Origin of the sequence: Leisingera sp. ANG59 (assembly GCF_013317235.1) — a bacterium.
GTDB lineage: Bacteria > Pseudomonadota > Alphaproteobacteria > Rhodobacterales > Rhodobacteraceae > Leisingera.
Genome location: NZ_WLCM01000016.1, coordinates 61,216 through 78,779, shown reverse-complemented (window position 1 = coordinate 78,779; position 17,564 = coordinate 61,216). Strand labels below are relative to the sequence as shown.

General features: G+C 65.4%; 15 protein-coding genes and 1 pseudogene. 9 read left to right on the top strand and 7 right to left on the bottom strand.

What is annotated here, in order from left to right; translation table 11 throughout:
* The first annotated feature begins 275 nt into the window (after nt 1–275).
* From GKC28_RS15100 to GKC28_RS15085, 4 genes are read left to right on the top strand one after another with little or no spacing between them, the layout of a single operon-like run.
* Nucleotides 276–905 carry a sugar transferase gene (locus GKC28_RS15100; protein ID WP_217434102.1) on the top strand — a complete coding sequence of 210 codons (630 nt, stop codon included), beginning with the start codon at nt 276–278 and terminating at the stop codon, nt 903–905.
* Between the two features lie 55 nt (nt 906–960).
* Nucleotides 961–2,313: an O-antigen ligase family protein gene (locus GKC28_RS15095; RefSeq protein WP_174147853.1), complete on the top strand. Its 1,353-nt coding sequence runs from the start codon at nt 961–963 to the stop codon at nt 2,311–2,313.
* Entirely contained in the window at nt 2,301–3,095 is a 795-nt protein-coding gene (locus tag GKC28_RS15090; RefSeq protein ID WP_174147852.1) for a sulfotransferase, read from the top strand. Before GKC28_RS15095 ends, GKC28_RS15090 begins: the two co-directional genes overlap by 13 nt.
* The gene (locus tag GKC28_RS15085; protein WP_174147851.1) at nt 3,092–4,297 is read left to right on the top strand and encodes a glycosyltransferase family 4 protein; all 1,206 of its coding nucleotides are present in this window, start codon (nt 3,092–3,094) and stop codon (nt 4,295–4,297) included. The genes GKC28_RS15090 and GKC28_RS15085 overlap by 4 nt, the downstream gene beginning before the upstream one ends.
* A 42-nt stretch (nt 4,298–4,339) precedes the next feature.
* On the opposite strand, the gene GKC28_RS15080 is transcribed toward GKC28_RS15085, so the two are convergent.
* The 4 genes from GKC28_RS15080 to GKC28_RS15065 all read right to left on the bottom strand — a co-directional run bounded on the left by GKC28_RS15080 (nt 4,340) and on the right by GKC28_RS15065 (nt 8,581).
* Nucleotides 4,340–5,470 carry a nucleotidyltransferase family protein gene (locus tag GKC28_RS15080; protein ID WP_174147850.1) on the bottom strand — a complete coding sequence of 377 codons (1,131 nt, stop codon included), beginning with the start codon at nt 5,468–5,470 and terminating at the stop codon, nt 4,340–4,342.
* Complete coding sequence (locus GKC28_RS15075) at nt 5,446–6,609, bottom strand: PqqD family protein (RefSeq protein ID WP_174147849.1); 1,164 nt, start codon at nt 6,607–6,609, stop codon at nt 5,446–5,448. The genes GKC28_RS15080 and GKC28_RS15075 overlap by 25 nt, the downstream gene beginning before the upstream one ends.
* A 21-nt stretch (nt 6,610–6,630) precedes the next feature.
* Nucleotides 6,631–6,828 (bottom strand): twin-arginine translocation signal domain-containing protein, encoded by a 198-nt coding sequence (locus GKC28_RS15070; RefSeq protein ID WP_174147848.1) that lies wholly within the window; start codon nt 6,826–6,828, stop codon nt 6,631–6,633.
* Between the two features lie 781 nt (nt 6,829–7,609).
* Complete coding sequence (locus tag GKC28_RS15065) at nt 7,610–8,581, bottom strand: hypothetical protein (protein ID WP_174147847.1); 972 nt, start codon at nt 8,579–8,581, stop codon at nt 7,610–7,612.
* Between the two features lie 667 nt (nt 8,582–9,248).
* Between GKC28_RS15065 and GKC28_RS15060 the strand changes: the two genes are divergently transcribed.
* The 4 genes from GKC28_RS15060 to GKC28_RS15045 all read left to right on the top strand — a co-directional run bounded on the left by GKC28_RS15060 (nt 9,249) and on the right by GKC28_RS15045 (nt 14,962).
* A complete protein-coding gene (locus GKC28_RS15060; RefSeq protein ID WP_174147846.1) occupies nt 9,249–10,778 on the top strand; it encodes a calcium-binding protein in 1,530 nt (509 codons plus the stop codon).
* 547 nt (nt 10,779–11,325) lie between these two features.
* Nucleotides 11,326–12,492 carry a DegT/DnrJ/EryC1/StrS family aminotransferase gene (locus tag GKC28_RS15055; RefSeq protein ID WP_217434101.1) on the top strand — a complete coding sequence of 389 codons (1,167 nt, stop codon included), beginning with the start codon at nt 11,326–11,328 and terminating at the stop codon, nt 12,490–12,492.
* Between the two features lie 275 nt (nt 12,493–12,767).
* Nucleotides 12,768–14,114: a lipopolysaccharide biosynthesis protein gene (locus tag GKC28_RS15050; RefSeq protein ID WP_174147844.1), complete on the top strand. Its 1,347-nt coding sequence runs from the start codon at nt 12,768–12,770 to the stop codon at nt 14,112–14,114.
* Nucleotides 14,111–14,962 carry a glycosyltransferase gene (locus GKC28_RS15045; RefSeq protein ID WP_174147843.1) on the top strand — a complete coding sequence of 284 codons (852 nt, stop codon included), beginning with the start codon at nt 14,111–14,113 and terminating at the stop codon, nt 14,960–14,962. The genes GKC28_RS15050 and GKC28_RS15045 overlap by 4 nt, the downstream gene beginning before the upstream one ends.
* A gap of 139 nt (nt 14,963–15,101) precedes the next feature.
* On the opposite strand, the gene GKC28_RS26845 is transcribed toward GKC28_RS15045, so the two are convergent.
* The gene (locus GKC28_RS26845; RefSeq protein WP_174147842.1) at nt 15,102–15,878 is read right to left on the bottom strand and encodes a response regulator transcription factor; all 777 of its coding nucleotides are present in this window, start codon (nt 15,876–15,878) and stop codon (nt 15,102–15,104) included.
* A gap of 300 nt (nt 15,879–16,178) precedes the next feature.
* On the opposite strand from GKC28_RS26845, the pseudogene GKC28_RS15035 reads away from it, so the two are divergent.
* A pseudogene (locus GKC28_RS15035) lies at nt 16,179–16,316 on the top strand (helix-turn-helix domain-containing protein); the annotation flags it as partial.
* Between the two features lie 402 nt (nt 16,317–16,718).
* Here the strand turns inward: GKC28_RS15035 and GKC28_RS15030 are convergent.
* Together GKC28_RS15030 and GKC28_RS15025 are read right to left on the bottom strand one after the other, a co-directional pair.
* Complete coding sequence (locus GKC28_RS15030) at nt 16,719–17,018, bottom strand: hypothetical protein (RefSeq protein ID WP_174147750.1); 300 nt, start codon at nt 17,016–17,018, stop codon at nt 16,719–16,721.
* Nucleotides 17,015–17,287 (bottom strand): hypothetical protein, encoded by a 273-nt coding sequence (locus GKC28_RS15025; RefSeq protein ID WP_174147841.1) that lies wholly within the window; start codon nt 17,285–17,287, stop codon nt 17,015–17,017. The genes GKC28_RS15030 and GKC28_RS15025 overlap by 4 nt, the downstream gene beginning before the upstream one ends.
* Nucleotides 17,288–17,564 lie beyond the last annotated feature (277 nt).

Here is a 17,564-nt window from a genome sequence, read left to right as displayed (position 1 = left end):
ATTACCGGAGCGCGCAGCCGGCGGCCCGCATCAGCCTTTTCTCATACCAATTAATAGGGCCGTGCGCTGCGCCCGGTTTGCTACGCTGACGACATTGCGCAACTGCAAATTCTTCACTGGCTTTCGTTTTCTCCGCGGCATTTCCCGCGGCTTTCATGGTGCTGGTGTTTTTCAGGGGGGAATCCGGCGTGCGAAGGGAATTAAGCAACAAAAGCGGTATGACATATCCGGAAATTGGGTTGAAAGGCGACCTTTCCTCCTTGAAGCCAGCCGCCTTGAAACCGCCAGCGCTCAATGCGCTGGCAGACTGGCCGTCCGTCTTCCGTATCGGCAAGAGATCCCTGGACATTTTATCCGCGCTTCTCGGCCTGTTCCTGGCCGCAATTGCCGCGGTGTTTCTGCTGATATTGAATCCGTTCTTCAATCCCGGGCCGCTGCTGTTCAAGCAGCAGCGGATGGGCATGTGGGGGCGGCCGTTCACGATGTGGAAGTTCCGCTCCATGGCGGCGGCGGCAGACGGGGCGGAACGCGATCCGACCAGCCCCCTGGAGACCGACCGCATCACCCCGCTCGGGCATTTCATCCGGCGCTCCAGGATCGATGAGCTGCCGAACTTCTGGAGCGTGCTGAGCGGCGAGATGGCGCTGGTGGGGCCGCGCCCCGATGTCTGGGAGCACGCCCAATGGTTCACCGACAACATCCCCTATTACAAATACCGGGTGCGGGTGCGGCCGGGCATCACCGGGCTGGCCCAGATCCGGGGCGGCTATGCGGACCAGGTCATCACCATCAACCGCAAGGCGCGCTACGACTACTACTATATCCGTCATGGATCGGCGATGATGGAGGTCTATATCATCCTGCGGACCGTGTCCGTGATGCTTTTCGGGACAGGCGCCAAATAGGTGCAGTCAGGAGGCGGCTCCGCCAACGCCTTGTTTCTGGACCGGATATGTGCCTGTGCTGCTGTATGAAGAGGATTTACCCTGGATCAGATCTCACCGGGCCACCATCGGCCTCGGTGCCGGGTTCTTTGCGGCGGGGATTTTCCTCTCCGGTGTCCTGATCAATCCGCTGAACCCGGATCAGCACATCCGAATCGTTGCGGCGGACCTGTTCTTTCTCCTGGGCACCTTCCTGTTCCTGCTTGCGTCTACCAGTCGGGGCGGCGTGCTGCGGCTCAGGCTGCACCCGAACACCCGCGCCATTCTTCTGGTGCTGGGCTGTTTCCTGCTCTGGGGGGGGCTCTCCGGGGTGATTGCGACCTATCTCTACGGCCAGCCGTTCAGGAAGCTGCTGGAGACCATCGCAAACTATTCCTATGGCGCTGTGCTCTGCACCCTCACGACCGCCGCCGCGGCCAATGCCCGGACCTACCGCCTGTTTCTGAACGCCTATGCGGCAGGCGTAGTGCTGGTATCGTCCTTTTCGGTGCTGGCGGTGTTTGCCGCCGCCCCGGACTGGGTCTATCACGGCGGCGGCCGGATCAAATCCACCTCGCAGTCGGTCAACCAGCTCGCCGCCTTTGTGGCCCCGGCTCTGCCGCTGTTTCTCATCCTCAGCCTCAGAGCCTCGGCCTCCAGGAGTGCCATGCTGTTTTATCTGGCCGCCGCCGGCTTTGCCGCAGTGGCGCTGGCCGGCACCGGCAGCCGCACCGCACTGGTGCTGACGCTGATCTCTTTCTGTCTTGTCCTGCTGGCTGCGCTGATGTTCTGGTACTCCCGGCCCGGGTTCGCCGCCTTCATCCTGCTGTCCTGCGCCGCTGCGGTGCTGGGCTTTGGCTTCCTGGTCATCGCCTTCCTGGAAGCAGGATCAAGCGCGCTGCCGGAATACCTGCAGACCCTGGCCCGCCCGCTCGACCGGTTCCTGAACCCCAGCACCCTGGAGGCGGGGCTCGGGCCGCGCTACGAGCAGATGATTCTGGTCTGGCGGGGCTGGGTCGATCACCCCTTCTTTGGTGTCGGGCCAGGCAACTTCAAAACCTATACGGAAAGCACTTTCGAGGTCCACAACACCTATCTCGGCACGCTGATCGAGACCGGCGTGCCCGGGCTGCTGCTGCTCTTGCTGTTTCAGGCGGCGGTCCTGCTGATGGCTCTGAAACACGCCTTGGGCACCGGGCCCGGCGAAGCGCGCATTCTGGCCTTCGCCCTGTTTTCCGCCTTTCTGGTCGTGAGCCTTTACGGGCTGGGCTCCTTTGGCCTGCGGCAGCGCCCGTTCTGGATCCTGGCGGGACTCGCCCTGGGCGCCCTGAACCGCCATTGGATGGGGGCCGGCGGCCTGAACAGGAGGGATGTGCCATGTCCGGTTTGAAAGCCGCCGTGTTCTGCGGCCCGATGAAGTCCGGGACCACCTGGGTGCATGCCTATCTCCAGGCCCGCGGCGATGTCTGCCTGCCCGCCAGAACCAAGGAGATCTTCTACTTCGACCGCTATTACCGGCGCGGGACCGCCTGGTACCAAGGCCAGTTCCGCCCCGAACCGCAGCACCGGATGCTGGTGGATGTCGCCCCCAGCATCCTGGCCCATCCGGAGGCGCCGGCCCGGGTTGCTGAGACTCTGCCGGAGGCCCGGGCGGTCATCCTGCGCCGCGACCCGGTGGCGCGGGCCTGGTCGCATTACCTGCATCTGAAACGCTACGGCTACACCGCGGCGCCCTTGGCCGAGGCGATCGAGGCCCACCCGGCGATCATCGAGGCCAGTCAGGTCGAGCGCTGGCTGGAACGCTGGCGCACGGAGCTGGGGGAGGAGCGGGTGAGTCTGCTGGATGCGTCGCTGCTGTCGCGCGATGCGCAGGCCTTTGCCCGCGCCGTGGATGCGCTGCTGGGGCTGCCGGAAAGTCCCGTGGACGCGGGGCAGATCGGCCGGGTCAACGGTGCGGCAGTACCGCGGCATTACCTGATCTCGAAACTGGCGCGCACGATCTCCTACGGGCTGCGCGACATTGGCCTCGATGCGGTTGTGCAGGCTGCGCGGGACCGCGGCTGGAACCGGATCTATGCCCGCCGCCGGGGCTCCCAGCCGCCGCCGGCGCCGACCGAGGCCGAGCGGGACCTGATCAGGAGCAAGCTGAGGGAGGGCAGGGAGTCCGCATGAAGGGAGCCAGCATGAAGCCGGTCATCGCAATCATCTGCAACACAGCGCTGCATGTGCACCGCAGCCGCACCACACTGATCGGGGCGCTGCAAGCCTGCGGCGCGCAGATCCTGCTGATCAGCCCGCGCGACGCATCGGTCCCCGCACTGGAGCGGATGGGGGTGATCCACGAGCATGTGGAGATCAGTCAGTATGGCACCAACCCCATGCAGGAGGGGGCCGCCTATTTCGCCATCCGCGCAGCGCTGCGGCGCCACCGCCCGGCAGTGTGCCTGTGCTACACGATCAAGGCCAACACCATTGGCGCGCTGGCGGCGCAGGCGCTGAACATCCCGGTGATCAACAATATCGCCGGCACCGGGCGCGCCTTCGACGGCGGCGGGCGGCTGCGGCGGGCGTTCTTCATCTTTCTTTATGCCAAAGCCTTGCGGCGCTCGGCCCGGGTGTTCTTCCAGAACACCGACGATCTGCAGTTCTTCCTGGAGCAGGGCATGGTGGACAAGGACCTGGCCCGGCACATCCCCGGCAGCGGTGTCAACCTGGAGCGCTTCACCCCCTCGCCGGATGTCCCGGAGGAGGTAGTGTTTCTCTACGTCGGGCGGCTGCTGATCTCCAAGGGCGCACAGATGTTTATCGACGCCGCGGAGGAAATGCTCCGCCGCGGCACAAGCGCCCGCTTCATGATCGCAGGCGAGCGGCTGGAAGAAAGCGGATATGTGCGCGCCGAAGCGCTCGAGGCCTTTGCCAGCCAGGACCGATGCAGTTATCTGGGGCAGGTGCCCCCGGGGGAGATCGCTGCGCTGCTGCGGTCCTGCAGCGTCTTAGTGCTGCCCTCCTATTACGGCGAAGGCGTGCCGCGGACCCTGCTGGAGGCAGGCGCGGTGGGGCGGCCGATCATCTCCACCGACAGCGTCGGCTGCAGGGATGTCATCCGGCACCGGGTGAACGGGCTCAGGATCGCGCCCCGCGACCAGGCGGAGCTCTTGGCCGCAATGCAGGAAATGGCGCAGATGGACGCAGGCACGCTGCAGCGGCTGGGCTGCCAGAACCGGGAGATCGTCGAGCGGGAATTCGACGAGCAAATCGTCATCCGGGCCTATCTGGACGAATGCGCCCGGTTGCTGGCCGGCTTCGGCGCGCCCGGCGCGCAAGCCCCGGCGGCCCGGCTGGCGCCGGCCCGGGATGCTCCCCCCTGCGCCTGAGGCGCCTGCGTTTCTTCCGGCAACGGCTGCCGCGCCGCTTTGTCAGAACCGCTGCAGCCATTTCCTGTGGAAATCAAACACCCGCGCCAGCGCGGGAGGGTTTGCCAGCATCCGCAGATAATAGCTGCGCAACTGCGGGTTGATGACAAACTGGCAGATGTAGAAGCCGGTCCAGCCCGCCGCCTTGCGGAGCTTCTGTTCCGCGGGCCGCCCGAACAGCCGCAGCATCCTGTTGCCGCAGCGCAACCCGGCCCCGGTTTCCGGGGTGGCGGCCGGCTCAAGAACGGCCCTGGCGGCCTCCGCCAGCCGGGTGAAGGCCTTTCTGCAGCCTGCCGCGGCAAATCCGGCGCGCGCGGCCGGCACGGTCCCGGGTGGCAGCGCCCGTTGCATCTGATGGAACTCCAGGCAATCGCGCAGCGGCAGCACTGGTGCCTCCAGCGGCCGCTTGGACAGTTCCGCATGCGCCGTCAGATGCATCACCCGGTGCAGCGGATCGGGCAGGCGCAGGCCCGGCCGGCCGCTGGGCTGCGCGGCGGCCATGACCTCATCCGCCTGCAGCAGGCTGCGCACCTTTGCCGCCCCCAGCGCGTGATGCAGCTCGACGGAGACCGCCCAGCTTCCGCAGGTCAGCGGCGGCAGGTGATGGTGGCCGCGCCCGGTGAGGCCGCGCGAGCGGCTGGGGGCGGCGCCGGCGGCTTCGAGGGCAGCGCCCGCGGCCTCGATGTCCCGATCCCGCAGCAGCAGGTCGAGGTCGCTCAGAAACCGCATTCCCGGGGCCGGGTATACCGGGCTCAACAGTTCGGCGGCGCCTTTCAGCGCCACCGCCTCGATGCCTTCCGCGGCAAGGATCCTCCCGATTTCCAGAAGCTGCGCCCGGATCGCGGCATTGCGCTGCCGGTTGGCCTTCTGCATTTCGGCAAAATAGATCAGCAGGTCGCGCGGCACCGCGCGCTTGAGGCCGGGGGCGTTTTCGAAGGCGGAGGCAATCACCGTGTGCACGCAGCTGTAGGTGGCGATTTTCACCAGCTCCCCGGGATCGCTCTGCTGCAGATCCTGCGCCAGCGAGTCCGGCACCGGCGCGCCCAAGGCCGGGGCCATCAGGCCCAGAATGGCCCGGTGCGGCACCGAGCGGCAGGCCTGCAGCCGGTTCAGCGGGCGAGCAGGGACTGGCATGTCTCTACAGAATAATCGGTTGATCCATAGCGGAGATAGTAGGAGGGCACGCGGTCCAGCAGCGCCACCAGAGGCGCAAGGGAGGGATTGCGGCGTGACACCCGCCCGCCGGTCTGAATAAGCTGCGTCAAGGCTTGGGCCGGATCCAGCAGGCTGCAGCTGTTTTCCGCGCCTTCAGCATAGTCCGGGAACACGAATGCGGACACCGGCAGCGGAGTTGCTGCGGGAACGGTGCGCGGCGGCCTGACAAAGCGGACGCCGTTGCGCGGCGAGGCGGTTTCTGCGCTGCCGCCGGGATCCAAGGACTGCACCCAAGGCAGGTTCCACGCACCGCGTTTGACCGAGGACACCGCCGGAAACGCCAGCATGTTCGTCCCATCCACCGCCACGGCGACATGATCGTCAGCGGCCTGCTGGCATCCCGATGCCAGCAGGCCCAGGGAAAGGGTTGTCTTGCCCTGACCGCTGCCGCCCGCCAGGATCAGGGCCTGCCCGCCCTGCGCGACGGCCGCCGCATGAAGATGGGCGGCAACACGGGCGGGCGTGCAGATATGATCCATGCATTCCCGGATGATGTGATACCGCGTGAGATCATGCGGCGCGCGCCCCCAGACCGGCACCCGGTCCCGGAAAACACCGTACTCACCGTCTTCGGCAATAACATCCAGCAGGGCCGTTTCGCCGTCGTCCGGACTGCTCAGAGGCCCCGCCGCATAAATCCGTAAACACGCCGCAACCTGCTTCGAGAGCTTCGGGTTCTCGCAACGCAGTACGACATATCTGTTCCCGAAGCAGTAGGTGTGCGAAATATCCGTTACCGGCACCCGGTAGGGAACTGGATCCACAAACGGGCACATGTCCTGTAAAAAAAGCCCAGCAGCTTGCCACTGCTGGACAACATCAGAAACCAAAGGCTCGACATCAGAACGCTCGAACCCGTTCTGGCGGGCAATTTCGTCAGCAATTTCCGGCAGATTCAGGCGCGCGCGGAGGGCGTCATAGATATCGCGCCCGAAATCGTTGCTGGAAAGAAGGGCTCCGCTTTCCCGGGAATGAAGCAAGAAAGCGCTTCCGAGAGAGAACCCTTCAATCCGATCCGAAATTTGCTGGGGGAACCCACCGTTCAGGGAGGAAACCACTTTTTCTTTCCCCGCCAACGGTTAAGTCGACCACCAACTGGAGTGACCATATGCGGAGGCTTCGTTGACCAGCCCTTCTGCGGTGACCACGACCGCTGCCGCGCCTCCCACCGCCGTGGAGTACTTCGCCAGCGCTTTCATAGCTTCGCGGCGGCTGTATGCCTGAGGGTCGCCGGCTTTCTTGCCGGTTTTGTCTTGAGAGGAAACCTTGTGTTTCATAGTAATACTACCTCCTTGTGGCAAACAATGCACACGAGACTGGCACGACCGAAACCGATGCGTGGAAACCGCGCATCAATTGGTTGAGATGACCATCAAGGCCAGGAGAGATGCTCCGGAAGGGTCCCTAGAAATCCGGGCGGCAATTGGCCGGGAGACCTCACCGTTCAGGCATAAAACCGATTATCCTGTCCCTGGCTGCAATCAACTCCGCCGACTCCGCATTCTGCGCATTCTTCGTACTCTGCGCATTCTGCGCATTCTTCGTACTCTGCGCATTCTCCGCACTCTGCGCATTCTCTTTATTTTCTTCCAGCCGCCAGATTTCTTCTTCGGTTTGGCCCCATAGGCGGAGGCTTCGCTGACCAACCCCTCCGCAGTGACCACGACCATTGCCGCGCTGCCCACTGCAGCGGAATATTTCGCCAGTGCTTTCACGGCTTCACGGCGGCTGTAATTCAAAGGCTCTCCGGATTTCCCGTCGTTTGTTTTCTGCGAAGGGATTTTATTTTCGTCCACAAGAATAACCTCCCGAGCCAAACCAATTGCACGACACTCGTACAAGGATAATAGATGCGTAGAATTTCAGCATCAGCTGGTTAATGCTATCATCAAGGGGCCGCTGAAGCAACTTTACCGCTATGCGCCCTTCGGGTTGCTCGCCCTTAATCCCTTTGGATCTTCCGCATTATCCTTTTTGTATTTCCGCTTTAAATGCAGCCCGGCATTTCATTTTTCAGGCCCCATTTCATTTTTCAGCCCCCCAGCCCCGCCCTCCCTGTCAGGGGCGCCGGGCCGTCCTTCCCGTGCCGGAGGACGGACCGGCAAACCACTGCGCGCGGGCCGCCTGCCAGCGGGCGCGGGCCGCCGGGCCCTGGAGCACCGTCCAGCCCTCGCCGGGCAGCGGGTAGCCCTCCGGCAGCGGCTCATCGGAGAGATTCAGGAAATAGTTGTTTGAGGCTGAGAGCGTCTTCTGCCAGGCCTGCGCCAGGCGGCCCTGGCCGATATGGTGCACGTCCTCGACCGCCAGCACCGTGTTGCGGATCCGCAGCGACGGGCTGTTCGCCTCGATCTTGAAAGGCGACCCATGCGTCCGGCCGCCCCGGAACGGATAGGCCTGCATCCGCATCAGCACAGTGTCGAGCATTACCACCCTGGCGGCCAGGTCTGGCATCTGCTTGCGGGTCATGCTCAGGCCGGAAAAAACCCCTTCGAACAGGCTGTTGGAAATCACCCCGGAATTGCCATGGTCATTTTCGATGGCATCGTCGCGCGTGCCGTGCACCGCGGCCTCAGTGATCAGGAACCCCTCCGAGACGCCGGCAATGCGGATGCCGTCCCAGACCTGCCGGATGGTCCAGCCGCGCAGCTCTATACCGGGGGCGTCGCGCGCCATCACGGCGGCGGAATTGGTGTAGATTTCGGCCCAGTCCAGATCGAGCGGCACCTCTCCGTTGACGGTGCCGCCGGCCACCTGCGTGCCCGGGCGGCTGCCGTCGATGAGAAATGGGTAGCGGTTCTGGCGCAGGCCGTGATTGCTGAGGGTCCAGCTGGCGCCGCGGGCGTCAATCCGCTTGGCCGCGTTGCCATTGACACGGAACTGCTCATAGCCGAAGCGGGCGCCCACCAGAGCCCGGTCCGGCAGCGCCGCGGGGCTTTGCGCCATCGAGGCCGCTGCCGCCAGGAAACACAGCGCCACGGCCATGGCTGGCAGGCGGAGATTGCGCAGGGGCGGGGCGGCACGCCGCTTCATTGCTGTCCTCGCTGATAAGGGCCCGAACGGGCCGGGCCGCACTCTTATATAGGTCAAAACCCGGCCGCCTCCGTCAAGGCAGGCGTGCGGGACCATCCGGCGGCTGCGGATCCCGCTCCGGCAAGACTTGGCCGATGCCCGCCCGCAGGGGAAGCATCCGTTGATTTGCTTGCAACGCCGTGATTCACTGCTGGAAAATCGAGCAGTGACATGAGCAATCCCTTCCGGCTGAGCCGCGCGCCGCGCAAGCGCCTGGTGCCATGTTTCCTGACGCCGCCCTCCCGGCTGCGCGGGCGGCCGCCGTCCTCTTCCGGTTCCGGCCATTACGCTGGCCGGCGGATAAGCCCTTGCAAAGCTTCACCCTTGCGGCCGGCGCCCCATTCGAATCACCCATTCAATCTGACAAAACGCCGCAGAGAGATTCCGCCGCCGGACCAAGGCGGCCGGTTTGCCCCGCAGCGGCGCCGCAAGCCAATGAGTTTCCGGACGTTTCAACCAGGGGGCATTTCTGGTCCCGGCCCCGGCAAAACCCCGCCCATGGCGGATGCCTGCCAGTCTGCCGGGGAATCCGCTGCCGCCCTTGCCCCGGCGCCGCCGGCCCGGCATTTCCCCCGCCCTGAGAGTAATCCGAACCTTCGAGTGGAATGATCCAAAAGGACTAATGAGTATGGTTTCGACAATCACCCTGACCGGCGATTACGGCTATGACGCCTACCGGTATGCCGGCGGCGATGCACAGGCCATTGACGCCACCCAGGCGAGCTGGACCGTGTCCAATACCGGCAGCCAGACCAACCTGTACCCCTTCTTGGTGGACAACGGGAAGACCGGGATGGACATCTACGGCACCACCATCAACGGCACCGTGCCGCTGACCGGGGAGTGGCTGCAGCTTTATACCAATTCGGCGGCGGTGATGGTGCGCGACACCGAGCAGGCCGATGTCTATGACATGCGGATCTCGCAGGCCTGGGACGCGCTGCGGGTGGCCGGCGATTCCGATGGCTTCGAGATTTCCAACGTCTGGGTCAGCGACGTGCGCGATGACGCCTTCGAAAACGACAACCCGGTCAGCGGCGCCATCCGCAACAGCCTGTTTGACGGCGTCTTCTCGGGCATCAGCCTGGGCCACAAGAACATGGCCGACGCCAGCCATGAGGTGCTGGAGATCGACGGCCTGCTGATGCGGATGGAATCCTATCTGTTCAAGGGCCAGATGACCCATCAGTCGCCCTTCAAGATGGAAAGCAAGAGCCCCCAGCTGAGCATCACCGACAGCGTCATTGCGATCGACGACGTCAACCACGTCGGGGACTCGCGGCTGCAGCTGGCCTGGGACAAGACCATCCACTCCTCGAACAACGTGTTCCTGAACCTCTCCGACACGCCGCTGCCCTCCGATTACCCGATGCCGCCCGCCGGCTGGACAGTGCTGCAGGGTGAAGCCGCCCGCGATTACTGGGACGCGGCCAAGGCGGACTGGATTGCCACTCGCGGCGACGATGCCGGGCCTGAGGACGGCAGCAGCCAGGAGCCGGTGATCCGGCCCGATCACGGCAATGATGAGGCGGATGGCAGCATTTCCCTTATCCTGGAGGGCACCAGCGGCGACGACCAGCTGACCGGCAGCGCCGGCAATGACGCGCTGCTTGGCAAGCAGGGCAGCGACGAGCTGCGCGGCGGCGGCGGCAGTGACGAGCTGCGCGGCGGCGGCGGCAGCGACGAGCTGCGCGGCGGCGCCGGCAACGACGATATGTATGGCGGGGCGGGCGGCGACGAACTGCGCGGCGGCGCCGGTAATGACGACTTGCGCGGGCGGAAAGGCAATGACGCGCTGACCGGCGGCGCCGGCGAGGACGTGCTGACCGGCGGCGCGGGTAAGGATGTCTTCATCTTCGACACCGCGCCCGATGGCAGCACCAATGTGGATACCATCACCGACTTCAAGCCGGGGACCGATAAGATCGCACTCGACACCTCGGTGTTCACCGGCCTCAAGGGCGGCGGCGACTCGCTGGATGCGGAGTTCTTCGAGACCGCTGCGCGGGCGGACGACCGCAACGACCACATCATGTACAAGTGGAAGACCGGCGAGCTGTTCTATGATGCGGATGGCAGCGGCAGCGGCGCCCAGGTGCAGATTGCCCAGATGGATGCGCAGCTGGACCTCGGGGCCAGCGACTTCCTGCTGATCTGATCCCCGGCCCCGCGGCCGCGCCAAGCTGCGGGAGCCATTGCATAATCCCTTTAGGGGAGGAGCTCTCATCCGGCTGGCATCATGGGCCGGGCCGCCCGCCCGCCGCTGCCGCCGGATGAGCAGTGGCCTAAGTCAAAAGGATAACTATTCAAAGACTGGAACAGGACCGCAGACTGACTCCATACGGCCACGGCCTCTGTGGCCCGGCATTCGGGTTCTAGGGATTGTTCCAAGGGATTGCAGACGGGCGGCATCCGCCCCCTCCGGACATCCGCCAGCTTCCCGGAACCCGGCCGCACAGCCGTCCGGCCACCGGATTTCAAAAATGGGGGGATTGATGGACAACCAGCTGCAGAAAGGCCGCGCCGCCGTAAGCCGGCCGGCCGCCAAATCCGCGAAAGCCATCCGCGGAGCCGCAGTCCCGCCCGCCGCCCCGGTAGTTCCCCTGGCTCCGCCCATGTCTCCGGTCCAGGCCCGGCGCCTCAGTGCCGCCGTGCTCGGCGGCGTGCCCGCCTTCCGCCGGACCCTGCATGTGGGGCGGCCTAACATGCCCGATCAGCAGGTGTTCCTCGCTCGCATCCAGCAGGTTCTCAGCAGCGGCCAGCTGACCAATTGGGGGCCGATGGTGCAGGACTTCGAGGCCCGCGTCGCCGAGATTGCCGGCGCCCGCCACTGCATCGCCACCTGCAATGCCACCACCGGGCTGGAGCTGGCGATCGGCGGGCTCGGCATGACGGGGGATGTGATCGTCCCCTCCTTCACCTTCATCGCCACCGTGCACGCGCTGTGGCGCCAGGGCGTGCGGCCGGTGTTCTGCGACATCGATCCAACTACCCATTGCCTCGATCCCGATTGCGTCGAGGCCGCGATCACCTCGCTCACCACCGGCATTCTGGGAGTGCACCTGTGGGGCAACTCCTGCGCCAGCGAGCGGCTGCGGGAGCTGGCGCGCGAACACGGGCTGAAGCTGATGTTCGACGCAGCCCATGCCTTCGGCTGCCAGCCGGAGCAGCCGAAGAACAGCTACCTGGGCGATGCGGAGGTCTACAGCTTCCACGCCACCAAATGCATCCATGCCTTCGAGGGCGGCGCCATCGTCACCAATGACGACGCGCTGGCGGACCGGCTGCGCTATATGGTGAACTTCGGTTTCGCCGGCGAGGATCAGGTCGCGCATCTGGGCACCAACGGCAAGATGAACGAGGCCTCCGCCGCGATGGGCCTGACTTCGGTCGACGCGATGGACCGCTTCTTTGCCCACAACCGCGAAAACTATGCCGCCTTCGAAAAGGGGCTGGCCGGCCTGCCCGGGCTCAGCCTGATGCCGCGGGCGGCCGCCCGCCGCCACAGCTACCAGTATGTGGTCACCGAGATCGACCCGGACACCGCCGGTCTGACCCGCGATGAGCTGGTCGCGGCGCTGCGGCTGGAAAACGTGGTGGCACGGCGCTACTTCTATCCTGGCTGCCACCGCATGCAGCCTTATGCCGGGCTGTCGCCGCGGGCGGGACAGACCCTGCCGGTCACCGAGGCGGTGGCCCAGCGGGTCATGGTGCTGCCGACAGGCACCCAGATCAGCTGCCAGGACGCCGCCCGGATGTGCGCCCGCATCGCATCGCTGCTGCGCCAGGCCCCCGCCGTGCGCGCCGCGCTGAAACATTGCAAGGATCCCCGCTTGCCGCATTTTGCCCCGTTGCGGGCCGGCAGCCATTGAGCGGCTGCCCCCGCTGCGGCGCCCGTGCAACCGGGCAGGCGCGGCGGGACAGAGGCAGGACAAGGAGAGGGAAAGGTGATGACTGCACCCGATTGCAGGTCTCCGGCGGAGCCGCCACAGGCCCCGCTGCAGGCCCCGGATCAGTGCTCCGGCCGCTGTCCGGGGCAGTGCGCCGGGCAGCCTCTGCAGCCTGACGGAATGCCGCCGCACCCCCCGCGGTGCAACAGCACCGCCGGCGGCGGCCGCGCTTCTGCCGAACAGCCGCCGGAGACCGCGTGACCGCCCCGGCCCCTCCCGGCTCCGGCCCGCTGTCCGCGGCAGAGGCGCGGCGCTCGGGGCTGCGCAATTTCCGCGCGGTGTTTGCCGGCCGGCTGGTCTCGGCGCTGTCGGTCTGGATGGCCCTCGCGGTGCTGGCCAAACTGTCGGACCCGGCCACCGTCGGCCTTTATGCGCTGGCCCAGGCGCTGTGCATCCCGATTGCCGAAACCGCCAAGATGAGCCTGCGCGAGGTGCGCTCCAGCGACACCGGCCAGGAGTTCAGCTTCGGCGACTACCTCGGCCTGCGGCTGCTCGCCGCGGCCGCCGCGCTGCTTCTGATGCTGGCGGCAGGGCTGGTGCAGAGCGGCGGGACCGCGGTGATGCTCTTGATCCTGCTCTATGCGCTGGCGCGCTGCGCCGAGCTGGTCTCGGACATGATCTACGGGCTGTTCCAGGCGCATGAGCGGATGGAGTATATCGGCCGCTCGCTGTGCCTTCTGGGGCCGCTGTCGCTCTTGATGCTGGCAGGCGGCTACTGGCTCACCGGCTCGCTCATCATCGCGGTGCTGGGGCAGCTGGCGGCGCATCTGGCGGTGCTCTGCTTCTACGACCTGCCGCGGGGGCGGCAGCGCGCGCGGATCCGCGGCGACGGTTTCCGGCCGCGCTGGCAGCCGGCGCAGCTGGCGCGGCTGGCCCGGCTGGCGCTGCCGCTGACCTTTGCCACCCTGCTGATCATCATTGCCCTCTACTTCCCGCGCCTGGTGGTCGAGCGGGTTCTGGGGCTGGCCGAGCTCGGGCTGTTTGCGGCGGTGCTGGCGCTGGCGATGGCGCCCGACCGGCTGATCAACGCCATGGGCATCGCTGCCAGCGTGCGGCTGGCCCGCCATTTTGCCGCCGGGCGGCGCGCCGAATTCCTGCGCCTGCTCACCACGCTTACCCTGGGGGTGACGGCGGGCGGGCTTGCTGGGCTGCTGCTCTGCGCCCTGTTCGGCTCGGAAATCCTGCGCTTTGTTTATACCGAGGCCTATGCCGCGCAGCACGGGCTGCTGGTCTGGCTGATGGCAGCCGCCACCCTGCGCGGCGCCGCCAACATCCTGCGCTACGGGGTGGTGGCGGCGCGGCGCTTCTGGTGGCTGGGCGCCCAGAATGGTGCGGCGGCGCTGGTGGCGGTGGCTGCCTGCCTGATCCTGATCCCGCGCTACGGGCTGCCCGGGGCCGGCGCCGCCATGGTGCTGGTCTTTGCGGTGCAACTGGCCATCGTCCTCGCCGCCCTGGCGCAGGCCTTGAAATCACCAGCCCTGTTATCCGGGGCACCGAAACCGCGGGCCCTGAAGCCTGCGCCGCATACGGAGTCCCAGCCATGAAAGTCTCAGTCTCGGTTGTCACCTACCAGCACGCCAAGACCGCGCGGCAGGCGATCGACAGCGTGCTGCTGCAGGAGACGGACTTCGATTTCGAGGTGGTGATCGGCGATGATGCCTCCACAGACGGCACAAGGGAGATCCTGGAGAGCTACCACGATTACGCCCCTGCCTCGGTGAAGACTCTGTTGCGGCGGGACAATGCCGGCGATGCCGGGCTGACCAATGTGATTGCGACAATCGATGCCGCGGAAGGCGAGTATATCGCCTTCCTGGACGGCGATGATTACTGGACCGATGCCGCCAAGCTGCAGAAACAGGCGGATTTCCTCGATGCCCACCCCGAGTGCACCGTCTGCGCCCACCGGGTCGAACACCTGCAAGACAACGGCCGCAGCGCGCTGTCGCCCAATGCGCCGCAGGGCAGCGGCAGCTATGATGTCGGCGCCTTGATCCTGCGCAATTTCGCCCCGAAGATCTCCACCATGGTGCGCCGCAGCGCGCTGGACGATCTGCCCGGCTGGTACCGCAGCACCAGAATCGCCTCGGCGGACTGGCTGCTGAACGTCCTGGCCGGGCGCCACGGGCGGATCGGCTTTCTCGACCAGGTGATGGCAGTGCACCGCATCCACGGCGCCAGCGTGATGGCCAGCCACGGCGCCGTGCGGATGCTCTCGGACAAACTGAAGGCAATTGCCGTGCTGCAGCGCTGCCTGCCGCAGAAGCGGCGGGAGCTGCAACAGCTGCGCCGCCAGCTCCTGTGGAAGCGCCGCGCAGCACAGTGGACGCCGGGCGCCTTCCGGGTACTGAAGCGGCTGAACGAGCTCACCCGGCCGCAGCCCCGCGCTTGAGCCCTCTGGGCATCAGGGCACCGCAGGCGCCAAAGGCAGCACCGCTGAATGGCACAGGAAAAGCAGGCCCGGCCGGAGCCGGAACAGACCGGGCAGGGGGCAGGCATACGCGCGCCGCGCCGCAGAAGACCGGCAACCGCTAAGGCGTGCCTTGCGCCTGGTTCAGCTTGAACGCCGCTTCAGTCCGGTTGACCACATTCAGCTTCTTGAGAATGTTGCGGACATGCACCTTCACGGTGTTCTCGCACATGCCCAGTTCAAAGGCGATGGTCTTGTTCGGCTTGCCCTGGCGCAGGGCCTCAGCGACAGCGGCCTGGCGCGAGGTCAGGCTGCTGATGCAAGGCGCCGCACCGGCCGGTTTCTCATTCAGGATTGCCTGACGCAGATCCTCCAGCGCGTGACCGGTCAGCAGGAAGCCGCCCGAGGCGGCGGTGCGGATCGCATCCACGACGCCTTTGAGGCCGACGCTGGCCGGAATATAACCGATCACGCCGCATTCCAGCACCGCCGCCATCTCGCCAACCTCCTCGCAATCCGACAGCACCACCACCGGAACCGGCGCCGCAGCTTGCACCAGCTGCCGGGCGGAGGCGAGGGTCTCGGCCTCGCGCATTTCGCTCTGGGTGAGACACAGGATGACCGCATCGGGCGCGGTGCCGGACGGGCTGTCAGCAAGATAGCCGTCGATGGTATCGCAGCAGACAAGACTCACCCCCGGGTGCAGCTGGCCGATACTGTGCGACAGGCATTCCTGCCAGAGCCGCTGCTTCTCGACGATAACAAACCGCGCTGTCCGCGGCGCCCTGTCCGGTGCCTTCAGATCAGCATCCCCATTGTCCCCGCTATCCAGCACTTTCCCCGCAGTGGAAACCAGAACAGGCTCCCCGCCGCGGGCGTCAATGACTTTCCCCCTCACCTTTTTTACCCCCACACTTTTTACCCACATACGTCCACTGTGCTTATCTCCAGCGGAGCGCGTACCGTTAAATTACGGTGCGCACACATTAAATTACGGTACACACACATTTTTAAACATTAGCGCGAAACTGCCGTAAAACAAACCCGGCAGCCCGCAAGCGGCTCGGCAGACGAAGCCTGCAACTCGTCACTTTGTAAACATAATACACGTTACAATGCCTTTAACTGTACACGCGGAGGATTCACATCCGAAGTGCAAATTCTTTATCAAAACAGATGCTTGCACGGAGGCTATTGAATGGGGCGCAATTACCCTCGCCTGAGTTTGGAAGAACGCCGGAAGATTGCCAAGTGGCGGGAAGCCAAAATGCCGGTGCCGGAGATCGCAGACCGTCTGGGTCGCGCACCGTCTACGGTCTACCGGAAACTCAAGCGGATTTTTTTTGATGACAAGGCTCTGCCGGTCCCTCGTCCTCTCCAAGAACAATGCCGGTCAGCTGGCCCGGAAACGCCCGAACCGTTTGCCCGTTGGTTTCCGCCAAAGCCTCAAACCTGGCGTGCCGGTCAGGTGGAAAGCAGGTCTTTGCTTGCTTCTTCCGGGCGGGCATTTCAAGCCAAGGTAAATTACTTGCTGGCGCTATGCCTATCCTGCATTAGCCGCCGTGGAAAGCGGATCTGTGGTCCCGGACCACAGTTTGCGCAGCCCCCTCTCGTACTGGGAAAGCCTGAACCTCGCCGCTCCCAAAGGGCGGTGAGGCGCTTGGAACGGGTTCCATCCGCCGACGGCTATCCTACGGAAATGTGGTCCCGGACCACATCCGGCCGGACGCATGCGCTTTCAGAACAGGAAATCATCCGCATCCAGCTGCCCCGGCAGCAGGTCCTCCAGGAAGATCCGCCCCGACCCGGTGGTGATCAATGTGCCGCCGCCTTGGCCGCTGATCCCCAGGTCCCGAAACCCGGCCGCGGCGGTGCCGCCCAGATTGATCAGGTCGCTGCCCGAGGTGAAATCCGCAATGGTGTCGCGGCCGTGGCGGGCCGTGAAGACAAATTCATCAGCTTCCGCGCCGTCACCACCCTGCAGGCTGTCGGCGCCTCCCTGGCCCAGCAGGCGGTCCCCCGCGGCCCCGCCTTTCAACCGGTCGCGCCCGCACCACCGTAATAGCCGCCGCCGGGCAAGGTCTCGCCCATGCCCTGGCGGTACGGGGAGTCGAACCGCAGCGACGGGCCGAACACATCTTCCAGCTCCAGCCGCCCGCCGCCCTCGCGGACCAGCGCAATCCAGGTGCCGTCGGCGGTGATCTCCATGCCGAAGCTGCGGTCGCGGCTGTCCAGCTGAGCCGGGCTGTACAGCCCCTCGAACTGCGACAGATCCAGCAGATCCTCGCCCGGGGTGAAATCGCGCACCGTCAATCACCAAGAACAACATGGACCTTTCCGAGTTGCTTAAAGCGGCGATTTTCTCCGAGCAGACGCCAAGGCTTTGCTGTAGTTGATTATGGAGATCGATGCCGAGGGCCTCACGGTGTTAGCAATCACGAACGGACCGAGCAGCGTGATTTGGCGCAATGGCTACCGTGAACGCGCGCTCCGGCAGCTTGCTGCGCGAGGTGTGGACCTTCTATGAAGCCCCAAAGGCCGGATTGGGCGTTTCCGGCCCAAGCCCCTCAGGGAGCCTGAGCCA